Origin of the sequence: Chryseobacterium rhizoplanae, from assembly GCF_900182655.1 — a bacterium.
In the GTDB taxonomy this organism is placed as follows: domain Bacteria; phylum Bacteroidota; class Bacteroidia; order Flavobacteriales; family Weeksellaceae; genus Chryseobacterium; species Chryseobacterium rhizoplanae.
Genome location: NZ_FXTC01000003.1, coordinates 61,410 through 73,814 on the forward strand (window position 1 = coordinate 61,410; position 12,405 = coordinate 73,814).

The 12,405-nt window shown below is 35.6% G+C and carries 12 protein-coding genes; 4 read left to right on the forward strand and 8 right to left on the reverse strand.

All coding sequences use genetic code 11. The features are described 5' to 3' along the window. Positions 1 to 19: 19 nt before the first annotated feature. Positions 20 to 877 (reverse strand): agmatinase, encoded by an 858-nt coding sequence (gene speB / locus FN817_RS08885; RefSeq protein ID WP_047095921.1) that lies wholly within the window; start codon positions 875 to 877, stop codon positions 20 to 22. Between the two features lie 200 nt (positions 878 to 1,077). Between speB and FN817_RS08890 the strand changes: the two genes are divergently transcribed. Further along, on the forward strand, positions 1,078 to 1,737 hold the full coding sequence (locus FN817_RS08890; protein WP_142717625.1) for an HAD family hydrolase: 660 nt from the start codon (positions 1,078 to 1,080) through the stop codon (positions 1,735 to 1,737). A gap of 247 nt (positions 1,738 to 1,984) precedes the next feature. Here FN817_RS08890 and FN817_RS08895 read toward each other — a convergent pair whose 3' ends face one another. From FN817_RS08895 to FN817_RS08920, 6 genes are all read right to left on the reverse strand, one after another. After that, positions 1,985 to 3,379, reverse strand: a complete 1,395-nt coding sequence (locus FN817_RS08895; protein WP_047378719.1) for a type III PLP-dependent enzyme domain-containing protein — start codon at positions 3,377 to 3,379, stop codon at positions 1,985 to 1,987. A gap of 122 nt (positions 3,380 to 3,501) precedes the next feature. Next, complete coding sequence (locus FN817_RS08900; RefSeq protein ID WP_142717626.1) at positions 3,502 to 4,377, reverse strand: tyrosine-protein phosphatase; 876 nt, start codon at positions 4,375 to 4,377, stop codon at positions 3,502 to 3,504. A 94-nt stretch (positions 4,378 to 4,471) separates the two neighbouring features. Next, the gene (locus FN817_RS08905) at positions 4,472 to 5,119 is read right to left on the reverse strand and encodes a thiamine diphosphokinase (protein WP_142717627.1); all 648 of its coding nucleotides are present in this window, start codon (positions 5,117 to 5,119) and stop codon (positions 4,472 to 4,474) included. Further along, on the reverse strand, positions 5,109 to 5,678 hold the full coding sequence (locus tag FN817_RS08910) for a cob(I)yrinic acid a,c-diamide adenosyltransferase (protein ID WP_034699206.1): 570 nt from the start codon (positions 5,676 to 5,678) through the stop codon (positions 5,109 to 5,111). Before FN817_RS08910 ends, FN817_RS08905 begins: the two co-directional genes overlap by 11 nt. A gap of 175 nt (positions 5,679 to 5,853) precedes the next feature. Continuing rightward, positions 5,854 to 8,274, reverse strand: a complete 2,421-nt coding sequence (locus FN817_RS08915; protein WP_142717628.1) for a TonB-dependent receptor plug domain-containing protein — start codon at positions 8,272 to 8,274, stop codon at positions 5,854 to 5,856. A gap of 341 nt (positions 8,275 to 8,615) precedes the next feature. Continuing rightward, positions 8,616 to 9,200 (reverse strand): hypothetical protein, encoded by a 585-nt coding sequence (locus tag FN817_RS08920; RefSeq protein ID WP_142717629.1) that lies wholly within the window; start codon positions 9,198 to 9,200, stop codon positions 8,616 to 8,618. 170 nt (positions 9,201 to 9,370) lie between these two features. Between FN817_RS08920 and FN817_RS08925 the strand changes: the two genes are divergently transcribed. Next, positions 9,371 to 9,862 carry a DinB family protein gene (locus tag FN817_RS08925; RefSeq protein WP_142717630.1) on the forward strand — a complete coding sequence of 164 codons (492 nt, stop codon included), beginning with the start codon at positions 9,371 to 9,373 and terminating at the stop codon, positions 9,860 to 9,862. Between the two features lie 229 nt (positions 9,863 to 10,091). Here the strand turns inward: FN817_RS08925 and FN817_RS08930 are convergent, their stop codons facing one another. After that, positions 10,092 to 11,045, reverse strand: coding sequence for a helix-turn-helix transcriptional regulator (locus FN817_RS08930; RefSeq protein WP_047420861.1), 954 nt, complete (start codon positions 11,043 to 11,045; stop codon positions 10,092 to 10,094). Positions 11,046 to 11,140: 95 nt separating this feature from the next. Between FN817_RS08930 and FN817_RS08935 the strand changes: the two genes are divergently transcribed. Continuing rightward, positions 11,141 to 11,713 carry a Crp/Fnr family transcriptional regulator gene (locus FN817_RS08935; RefSeq protein WP_142717631.1) on the forward strand — a complete coding sequence of 191 codons (573 nt, stop codon included), beginning with the start codon at positions 11,141 to 11,143 and terminating at the stop codon, positions 11,711 to 11,713. Positions 11,714 to 11,903: 190 nt separating this feature from the next. Then, positions 11,904 to 12,368, forward strand: a complete 465-nt coding sequence (locus FN817_RS08940; RefSeq protein WP_142717632.1) for a carboxymuconolactone decarboxylase family protein — start codon at positions 11,904 to 11,906, stop codon at positions 12,366 to 12,368. Positions 12,369 to 12,405 lie beyond the last annotated feature (37 nt).

The following is a 12,405-nucleotide window of genomic DNA, read 5'->3' on the forward strand; positions in this document are numbered from 1 at the left end:
ATCCGATTCTTGCGGAATATTAGTTGTTGTTATAAATATCGTTATAAGCAAGCATTTTATAATATAGCTTAGCAGCAAGGAAAGCCGTTGGCTTAGCCATTGGAGAATCCATTAATTCTACAATATCAAATGCCACTACATTACATTTTTCAAATACTTTTCTTAATAATTCCAGTGTTGGATACCATTGTAATCCACCTGGCTCAGGAGTTCCTGTAGAAGGAGCAATAGAAGGATCAAAAGCATCAAGGTCTATTGTAATATATACGTTTCCTGAAACTTTTTCCAATACATCATTCACCCAGTTCTCATTGTTTGCAATCTCGTGAGCAAAGAATACTCTTCCTTCCGGTAAATACTGAGCTTCTTCCGCATCCATAGAACGAATTCCCACCTGAACCAAGTTATGTTTCTGGTTAGCTTCAAACACCGCACAAGCATGGTTAGAAGTAGAACCGTGGAATTCAGGACGTAAGTCTGTATGAGCATCCAGCTGAAGAACGGTAAGGTTTTCAAATTTTTCTCCTACTGCACGGATAGAACCGATAGACACAGAGTGTTCACCTCCAAATAAAGTAAATACTTTCCCTTCATTGTTCAAAAGTTCTTTGGTTTTCTGGTAAACAGCTTCTGTCATTGCTTCCGGGCTGGAATTTTCAGAAACTTCTCCTGCCAGATATACTCCCTGAAGATAAGGTTCTGTTTGGGTTTCAATATCATAAAGCTCCATGTTTTCAGAAGCATCTAAGAATAATTCAGGACCTTTATCAGCTCCTTTTCCCCATGTTGAAGTCCCGTCATAAGGAACAGTTACCAACATTACTTTTGAATTCTCTAACGTTGCGTTTTCTTCGGGAATTCCTGCGTATGTTTTCATATATAATTATTAATTAAAAAATTAAATGATTTCGCAAAGATACAAAGAGTTTACGAGTTGAAGAGTACGAGTGTCGGAGAGTTTATGAGTTATACACTTTCCTTTTGCTGTATGTTATCTGCTACCTGCAACCTAGCATCTATTACCTCATTCCTTTCCACTTTCGGTTCAAATAACTATTTTTGTAAAAAACTTTTAATATGCCTTTAAAAGCTGTTCTTTTCGATATGGATGGAGTAATTGTAGATACAGAACCATTACATAGAAAAGCTTATTTCAAAACGTTTGATGAATTGGAGATTGCGGTTTCCGAAGAATTGTACACCTCTTTTACCGGAGCATCAACCAAAAGAGTTTCTGAAACTTTGATCAATAAATTCAATCTCAACCAGACGTATGAATCCATTGCAGGAATCAAAAGAGCACATTTCAAAGATTATTTTTATAATGATGATGAATTTGATTTAATCCCGGGAGTAAGAAAACTGATTGAACATTATCATGAAAACGGACTCAAACTTATCCTGGCTTCTTCGGCTACCATGGTAACGATCAATATGGTTTTTGAAAAATTCGGGTTGGAAAAATATTTCAGCGGAAAAATCAGCGGTGCCGATTTAAAAGAATCAAAACCTCATCCTGAAGTTTTTTTACTGGCTGCAGAAATGGCAGGTGAACCTGTTGAAAACTGTATGGTGATTGAAGATTCTACTAACGGAATTCTTGCTGCACATCGGGCTAAAATTTTCTGTGCGGCATACAGAAGCCCTCATTCAAAAAATCAGGATTATACCTTGGCCGATACTGTAGTTACTGATTATGAGGAACTCGAACTTGATAAAATTTCAACGTATTTTTAAATAAAAAGCTCTCAGAATAGACTGCCCCTAAAAAGTGTCTAAACTTTTGGGTGCACTCTAGAATCTGAGAGCTTTTGTTTTGTATGTACTTTGTCATCTGAACGAAGTGAAGATCCTTAACTATACTTAATCCTTAATGAAAAACTTAATGGTTAAATTTTAAAACATTAAGATCCATTGAGTGATTAAGATTATTAAGATGAGATTGCTTCGTCACATTCGTTCTTCGCAATGACAGATTAAGGTCTTATTTATACCCAAGGATTTTCAGGATATCTTCCGGTTCTTGTTTCTCACGGAAAATTTCATATTGCAATTCACCATTTTCATCCTTTTGAATCAGGACGTGTCTTGGCTGAGGCATCAGACAATGGTGTACTCCACCATATCCTCCGATTGTTTCCTGATACGCTCCTGTATGGAAGAATCCGATATATAATGGTTTAGTATCACTGAAAACCGGTAAATAAATGGCATTGGTATGCTGTTCAGAGTTATAATAATCATCTGAATCACATGTCAGTCCTCCTAAGAATACCCTTTCATAAGAGTCTTCCCAACGGTTTAGCGGAAGCATGATAAAGTGTCTTGAAATTGCCCATGTGTCAGGAAGAGTGGTCATGAAAGAAGAGTCAATCATATTCCATTTTTCTCTGTCATTTTGACGTTTCTGAGAAATAATCTTGTAAAGGTTCGCTCCGCTTTCCCCTACGGTAAAGCTTCCGAACTCCGTATAAATATTAGGTTCCTCTACTCCTTCTTCTTCACAGAATTTTTTGATCTGAGAAACGATTTCTTCTACCATATACTGATAGTCATAATCAAAATTCAAAGAAGTTTTGATTGGGAAACCACCTCCGATATTCAATGAATTTACTTCCGGAGCAATTTTCTTCAAACGTGCATATACACGAAGACATTTATACAATTCATTCCAGTAGTAAGAAGTGTCTTTGATTCCGGTATTGATGAAGAAGTGAAGCATTTTCAATCTTGCATTCGGGTGTTCGGCAATCTTCTGGCTGTAATAAGGAATAATATCTTTATATCCGATTCCTAATCTTGAGGTATAGAATTCGAACTTCGGCTCTTCCTCCGATGCAATTCTGATTCCGATATTAAAAGTAGAATCGATGCTTTCCGTAAGTTTATCCAATTCTCTGTAATTATCAAGAATCGGGGTAATATTTTCAAAACCGTTGTTGATCATATCTGAAATATTTGTCAGATAATCATCCGTTTTGAAGCCGTTACAGATTACTTCAATGTTTTTATCTACCTTCCCTTTTTCGTAAAGAGATTTTACAATATCCATGTCATAAGCAGAAGATGTTTCTATTGAAATATCATTCTTCAGAGCTTCTTCCAATACAAAATTGAAATGGCTGGATTTTGTGCAATAGCAGTAGGTATAATTCTTTTTATATCCGGTTTTTTCAAAAGCTTCTTTAAACCAGCTTTTGGCCTTCTGAATATTTTGAGAAATTCTCGGCAGATAGCTAATCTTTAGCGGAGTGCCAAATTGTTCAACCACATCCATCAATGGAACGTCGTGAAACAACAAATTGTTCTCAGATACATTAAACTCCTCTGTAGGAAAATATAATGTCTGATCAATAAGTTCCGAGTACTTTATTTTCATTTCTAAACAAGTGAATTAAGAAATGCAAAATTGCTAAAAAAGTTTGGTTTTCGGGTGTTAAAATTATTATAATTTTAAATAAAGAGCCAATATCAGGTCCTTCAAAAATTTATCTCTGATAATCAATAGGTAAACTTTTGAATATACGCAGTTCTTTGCGCATCTGAAATCCCTAATACCTGCTGGATATAGGCATCTGTAGAGCCATACTTTTTATCAATCTCCCCAAAAGCTGCATCAAGGTATCTTTTTTCTACCCAGCTCAGTTTTTCCAGCACCTGTAAATCCATCTTTGGATAGATAAAATGTAAGCGATTGGCAAGGCGAAGTCTTTTCTCAACCATATCTTTTCTGTAGTTGTTGGATAGCAGATATTCATTATAAATGGTTTCTTTATCAAACTTCAGAATCATTAAGATGAGAGCAGTAGTAATCCCGGTTCTATCTTTTCCTGCCGTACAGTGGTACAAAACCGGATCTTCAGATTCCAGAATTTCTGTAATAATTTTCTTTATGATTTCCGGATTTTCTGTAACATATTCCCGATAGAAATCTATCATTCTTTTGTCTGCATCAGAAGCATTTACTTTACCTTTCAGCACCAGCTTTCTTGCCTGGGCCAACTGGTCTCCTTCATCTTCAAACGCTGAATATTTTTTATAGGTTACCGATGCAGGAAGCTGATCCGGTTTCTGCGAGATTTCTTTCGGGTTTCTAAGATCAATTATTTCTTTTATTCCCAGCTTATCAATATCATCAAAAGATTTCTTTTTAAGCTTATGAAGATGGGCACTTCTGTAGAACCTTCCCTCTTTTAAAGTTCTTCCTTCTGTATTTTTAATATTTCCTACCGTACGGAAATTCGTTACTTTCTTAACATGAATTACTTTTTCAGTTTCATTTTTACCATATTCAGGTGTTTCAAAATGCTGTGTTTTGCATGAAACAATACTGCATAATGAAATGGTGAAAACTGATATTTTGATTAATTTATTCAATAGCCTTTTTTATAATATGTTTTGGCTAAAGCCAACGGACTTTGTTTTATTTATCTAAACGGGCTAAAGCCCGTTTCTATTGATAATTGATTCTTTAATAGATTGCTGGATATTCTATTTCACTGATTCCTACAAATAACAGGACATCACCTGATTCATATTCTACGGAAATTTCATCTTCAACGGCAAAGTTTCGGGTTCCTATTCTTGAAGTAATGCTCAGAGTTTCATTCGTCAAAGGCCAGTTGAGTCCTTTTGTTGTAATATTATTCACTGATGGAAATGGATAGAGAGAAATCATTCTATTCTTTGCACCTTCCAATTTAAAATGATTGGGAATAAAGTAATATTCTGAAAATTCATCATAAAATTTAATTTCCATCTGATCTTTGAATGTATAAGCAACGGTAAGGTTTCCAAGAAAATGATCCTGCTCGCCTCCACTTCCTCCGAAAACATCAATCTCCGAAAATCCTTTTTCCAAAATGATTTCCAACGCTTTGTGAAAATCTGTTTTATCCTGATCCAATGTAAGGATAAATTTTTCCTGATACATTTCTTCATCTGATCCGGAATGTGAATCAAAATCACCTGAAATAAAATCCAGCTTATCCATAGGAAAACCCAGTCTTTTTAGATAATGAAAAGCACCATCTGTACAGGCAATCAAGCCATAATGATCAGGATCAGGGAAAGATTGGGGAGCATCTCCGTTGATGAAAAGTAGTGCTTTATCTCTCATTCGGGTTCCAGTATTCTTCCGGTTCGTTGTTCAGTTTTGAAATATATCTTGCCAACACGAAAAGATAATCCGAAAGCCTGTTTAAATATTTAATCAATTCAGGACGTACTTCTTCTGATTCATTCAAAAACACCAATGAACGTTCTGCCCTTCTGCAGATGGTTCTTGCTGCATGTAAAAAAGTTGCAGACTTTCCACCTCCGGGAAGGATAAAATACTGAAGCGGTTCCAGCTTTTCATCGAAAGCATCCATCCACTGTTCCAGTTCTTCAATTTCTGTTTCTGAAATAATGATCGGAAGGCGTGATTTCCCGTTGGCCAGCATCAGTTTATCTACTGGTGTAGCAGCTTCAGAACCTACGGTAAACAAATCAAACTGTATTTTCTTAAGCTGTCTCAATACTTCTTCATCTTCGATATGACTTTTTGCAATCCCGATGAATGAATTCAGCTCGTCTATATTTCCATAACTGTCTACTCTGGCACTGGCTTTGGAAACTCTTGTTCCGCCATATAATGCTGTCTGACCTTTATCTCCTGTTTTCGTATAAATTTTCATAGTACTAAAATACCTCTTTTTGCAGAATGTAAAAAGTAAAATGTAGTAATAACTTCCCAAAAATAAAACTGACATTAGAAATTAATGTCAGTTAATATTTGTGTAGACGGGGTTTTATATCTTTTTAGGATTACTTTCCCTTTGTTAAGCAAAAAGCAAATGCTAATTCTTTTATTTAGAAGGTATAATTAACATTGAGCTGAAAAGTTGTTCCGTTAAATCCAAACTGGTTTACCTCCCAAGGATATTTGAATCTTCCTCCAAGATCTGTTACTATATCTCCTTTGCTATCTATTACATCCGGATAAATATTAAGCAAATTATTTACAACTCCTGAAACTTTAAGGTCTTGCGTGATTTTATAGGTTAAAACGATGTCAGTAATTACCTTACCAGAAAATGTCTGATCTTTGGCCGGATCAGTTGCATGCTGCCAGGTAACCGAACCAAAGTAAGTATTATTAAGGTTAAAATTAAACTTTGAAATGTCATACGAAAGACTAAGAATAGTTTTTGTTTTAGGTCTTGCAGAGGTAATTCTGGATTGTTCTTTTCTATCAAAAAAGTTTTCTGAGTACCCATTTTCAGCCAGAATATTCGGAACGGCAATATTATCTACTATTTTAGTTTCGTTATAATTGAAAGCAGCAATAACTCCCAACCTTCCTTTGCCAATAGCGGAAGTATAATAATTTGCAACGAAATCTACCCCTTGAGTAACTGTATTTACAGCATTGGTGAAAAACTTCAGGGAAGTTATTTTATTATTGTCTAATATTACTTCCACAGGGTTTGTTAGATCCGGACTCCCCGGAGCACCTGTTTTATAACCGATATCTCCTGAGAAAAGTACCCTGTCTTTAATTTTTATTCTGTAATAATCTGCTGTAATCGTAAGGTTTTTAAAAGGTTTTACGGCAAATCCTCCAGTAATGTTAAAGGCTTTTTCAGCATTTAATTTTGGTACACCCAGATCCGATCTTACAATTTGAGAGTCATTATTAAAGGTACCCTGATTAGCTACCGTATTCCCTGTAATTTTGGTTTGAACATTGGAATAATAAATCTGGTGTAATGAAGGTGCTCTAAATCCTGTAGAAACAGATCCACGGAAAACCAATTTATCATCCAGGAACTTATATCTTGCATTTCCTTTCCATGAAACATTATTTCCAAAATCACTGAAATTTTCATATCTCACAGTACCTCCCAATAACAGGTTTTTTGTAACATCCCATTCGGCATTTATATAAGCTCCAATATTCTGACGATTTTTATTAACTTCATTTTGAGACTGCAGTCCCGGAAATGATTCTGCACCACTTCCTATATAAGATGCTTCTTCTCCTGCTTTCGCCTGGTAGTTTTCATTGCGCACTTCTGCTCCGGCTCCTAAAACAAACGCACCAAAATCCCGGCTGATATCTATATTTCCTATAATATTACTGAACTGGTGGCCGCCTGCTTTGAAACGGGTTGGTGAATTGGCACCCAAAGAAACATTAATGGTATTTCCTACAACATAATCTACTGCATTAGAGCCAAAGGTTGCACTCCCATCAAAATTCCATTTTCCAAACATTCCTTTCCACCCGGAGGTTAAATTATAATCATAAACATCTGTTTTAAATTGCGGTTGAAATCCGTTGTAAGGTTGTCCTTGTGGAGTTAATAAACCAAAATCTGAAGTTACCCAATAGGGAGTTCTGTATAAAGCAAAACTGGTCCCACTTCTGTAAGTTGTACCCCCAAAAGCATAAAATTTACCTGTTTCACTTGTTGGCAATTCAAAATTTACAAACATATTAGCAACTTTTGTCTCCGGCTGCCCAATGATCATTCCTAAACCAGGATTAGCCTGCGTCCAGGCATTATCCACACCAAAAAGTTCATCTTTTGTAACAGAACCTGCGCGGTTAGTTTTATTTTGGGATGAAAATCCTAGTGTAAGATTCAGGCTTCCGTTTTTTGCGACTTTGATTCCTGTATTAAAATCTGCTCCTATATTAAAGCCATCTCCTTTTGAAGTAATACCTGAAAAAAGATTGACCGTGCTTTTTCCAACGCTGTTCTTAAGAATAATATTGATTACTCCCGCAATAGCATCAGAGCCATATTGCGCAGATGCCCCATCTCTCAATACCTCTACATTCTGTAAGGCAGCAGATGGAATACTTTTCAGATCTGTACCTACCTCACCCTTTCCCGGTGTATCATTGACATAAATAAGAGCACTTTGATTTTTTCTTTTATTATTGACTAACACTAATGTTCTGGATGGCCCTAATCCTCTTAAATCTGCCGGATCAAAATGAGCCGTTGCATCAGAGACTGTTTGCTGTGATGAATTAAAAGATGGAACAGCATAAGTTAAAGCTTTATCAAAAGTAGTTTGCCCTGTGGATTTTAATTGCACAGCAGAAATATTATCAATAGGAATTGCTGAGGTAATGATGGTTCTGGGCTTAGTTCTACCCGTTGTAACCACAACTTCATCTATTTTATTTTGTTTTATGCTGTCTTGGGCATACCCCATTGCACCAGCTCCGCTTAATACTAATACACAGATTTTTTTATTAAATAGTTCCTTTTTCATATAATTGACAATTATTTAATAAATCTAATAAAAATATTAATATTAAACATAAAAATAAATCATATGATATGAATAATACTTCATAAATACACAAATAATATTTATTTATAAAACAGCGGTAAATTCACAAACATCAAGTAATTTATTAATAATACAAAAAGAAACGTAGTAATAATTTCCTAATTACGTATGAAAAAGTGATTAAATTACATCTGGGAATAAATATGATTTCAATCTTTTTGATTTGTAATTTTCAAGCGAGTTGAGATTGCTTCGCCTATGGCTCGCAATGACGAAATGACTAAGAATAAAAAATGGCCGTTAAAACGGCCATATCCAAATTATTTATTTACCTCTACGTATTGTATGATGGTCTGATTTTTTGGGTTGTAGATAATTGTACTACTGTTGGGAAACCTTTTCAATTTATAGTATTGAATGTTTTTATCTGATTTTATATCTTCAAGAATACTTGTATCAAAGGTATTATCAGGAAGAAATTTTGATAAAAAACTGATTTTATCAATGATGTTTTGCCCATCAATCTTGCGGGCTTTCTTTTCTGATTTACTTTCGTCAGAAGTTGGCTGGCCTTCTAAAAACGGGAGCAATACGGCAATGTCTGCTTTGTATTTAAAAATGTAACCTTCAGATCTTCCCGGGATTTTAATCTTTTTTCCTTTTTCTTCAGAAACGATAGCGGCACTCGTCCCAGGGAAAACCTCATTGAATTTTACATCCTCGGAATTGGTTATTGTGTTGATAGATTCATTGACCGTTTTCTTCACTGTTTCTTCTACAGCCTGCTGTGCCTTCTGCTGCACAGTTTCTGTTGTTTTCTGAACCGTCTGGTCAATTTTTTCCTCAATCTTATTGCATGATACTAATAAAAAAGTGGCAACAACAGGCAAAATATACTTCTTCATAATTCTAATAATAGCGATTTTGTTTATTAATATCCTTCCTTCTAACGGAAAACAGGTCAGGATATTTTAGCAAAGAAAAAAATATTTTTTTACTATCAAAATCCTGCTGACAAACTGTTGTCATAACCCTGTCTTACCTTTGTATCAACAACAAACAAAAACAAAACATTATGACAACTACAGCAACAGCCACTAAACAATTCATGACTTCTGAACAGCTATTAAACGACTGGCAGGGACACAGAAATCTGACGAGAAGAGTTATTGAAGCTTTTCCAGAAAAAGATTTATTTGAATTTTCAATAGGTGGAATGAGACCGTTTGCAAAACTGGCAATAGAGCTGATTGGCATTGGCGGACCTGCTTTGAAGGGAATTGTTGAAGGAACTATGGAAGCTTACAACGAAGAAGCTTTTAATCCAAAAACAAAAGAAGAACTTTTAAAGAAGTGGGATGAAGAAACAGGAGTAATCAACCATTATTTTAATATGATTTCTGAAGAGCGCTTCCAGGAAACTTTCAATTTATTCGGAGAATATGAATTCCCGGTATATCAGAACATCCTTTATTTTGTAGATAACGAGGTTCACCACCGCGGACAAGGATATGTTTATCTGCGAGCTTTAGGAATAGAACCACCTTTCTTCTGGGAAAGATTTTAATTTTAATAAAGAAGTGAAGAGGTAAAATTGCAAAAAGGCGGAAATCATAAAAAAAATACATCTGTAATGTCATTTATTATAGTGATTTCCCTCCATCTCAACAACTTATATCATTTTTTGCGACTAAACAAATTTAGCTTTTTTGCGATTTTACCATTTACTTGTTAACCATTTCATTTATTGCCTCAATTAAGTCTTTAAACCTCAACAGCTGTCTTGTTGGGGTTTATTATTGATGTCTTTCAACCATTTTTACAAGCAGTTCATTCAAACGGATACGCAGACTTTCCGGTTCCAGAACGGTGGCATAATCTGCAAAAGTGATAAGCCAGCGGGGAAATCCATCGCTGATCCATTCTGTTTCAAAAGTGAGTTCTACCCCTTGTTCAGTCTCCACTTCTTCTGTCAGTCCATAATATTTTTTGGAATTCACCAGATGAGACATTATTTTTTTGTCTACCAACAGTTTAGCTCTGACTTTATTTCCGTTTGATTTTTTACGGTAATCATTTACCTGGCCGTATTCCTGTAAAAAGGGATTCAGGGTTTTTGAAATCTCCAAAATCCGGTCTATCCGAAATTGTCTGAAATCTTTTCTCAGGGTACAGAATGCCATGATGTACCAAAAATTAAACTCAAAAAACATTCCGACAGTTTCAATCGTTCTGTTGTCTATCCTTCCATCTACCGTCTGATATCTGATATTCAGTTGGGTTTTGTCTGCAATGCTTTCTAAAATAATAGGAATCACATTTTTAAGAGAATCTCCGGAATCGGTATGGAAACTAAAAACATCAATCTGTTTCTCAATATTCTGAATGAGATTTTTATCAGAATTTCTCAATACTGAACGTACTTTTTCCATGGCTGCCTGATAATGGCTTCCCAAACTTTGGTGGGAAAATTTCTGCATCAGCTTTTCGGCGGTAATGAAACTTAATACCTCTTCTTTGGTAAACATAATGGGAGGAAGTTTATATCCGTCCATTAAGGAATAGCCGTTACCTGCTTCGCCCACAATAGGAATGCCTGCGTTTTCCAGGGTTTTTACATCACGGTAAATGGTTCTGATACTTACATCGAACTTTTCAGCCAGATCCTGCGCCCGAACAACAGGTTTAGACTGCAACTGGGTAAGGATAGCCGTTACCCGATCAAGTTTTTTAAGATAGTGATCATTCATGATACAGCAAAGCTAAAATTCTTTTTCGAGGTATGTCTTATCAATGGGACTGCTTTTTTTATTAATTTTATTTTTCACAAAACAGTTTCTTCTTTATGCTTCACACTCATTTTGTTCAGTCTATTGAAAAAGTTTTAAAACCGGAACAGGCAGTCATGGACGAACTTGTTTCTCATCTGGAATCCAAATCCTACAGAAAAGGAGATTTCCTGTTAAAAGGTGACGAAACCTGCCGGTATTTCTATTTTATCAAAAAGGGACTTGTCAAGCTATTTTTTGACAATGGTGATAAGGATTTTATCATGACATTTTTTGCAGAAAATGCTTTTTTCGCTGAACTGAGCGGTTTTCTTACCGGACAGCCGTCAAAATACATGATCGTTGCCCTGGAACCTACTGAAGTTCTCCGTGTGCACAGAGATGTTATTGAAGGATTATGTAAAAAGTATCACACGGCAGAAACACTTTTCAGCAAGCTTTATTCAAAAGCTCCGGTGAATATGATGGGAAGGATCAGTGAAATGCTGGAAGACGACGGAAAAAAACGTTATCATAATTTCATGAAACAAAGACCCGATCTTATCCAGCGCATCAGTCTTGGAGATCTGGCAGACTATATCGGAATCACTCAGGTTTCTTTAAGCAGAATCAGAGCACAGAAGTTTTAGAAAGGAAGCTGGAGGCTTGAAGAGGGAAGTTATTGAAGACCGGATATATATATCATCTACCTAATAGTAACTTCCAGCTTCCAGCCTTCAGCTTCAGAATTTCTTTCTTCATATTATTTATCATTTGTAAAAAAATTCAGGAAAATACAGTTCTACATTTGTCACATAATTAATCAAAAAAACAAATATTATGTCACAAAGAATCAACGCATTTGCGATCGGAAACAAGGCTGTAAATGCACTTCACAACATGGGATTTCAGGTACAGAATTCATCACTGGACAATTCATTTCTTGAACTGATGTATTTCAGGGTTTCACAAATGAACGGATGTGCTTTCTGCCTGGATATGCATTCCAAAGAACTAAGAGCAAAAGGTGAAACTGAACAGAGAATATTTCTGGTAAGCGCCTGGAGAGAATGTTCGTTTTATACGGATAAAGAAAAAGCCGGACTGCTATGGGCTGAAACTTTAACCGCTTTAAATGGTAAGGAAGTGAATGATGAAATTTATGCAAAAGTAAGCCATTACTTCTCTGAAACTGAAATAGTAGATTTAACAATGGCCGTTATTGCCATCAACAGCTACAACAGAATTAATATTGCTTTCGGAGCAGATGTAGGTACTTATCAGGTTCCTGAAAAAGTGCATTAAAAATTGTTATCAAAATAAAAAACTCAGCCTGTCCGCT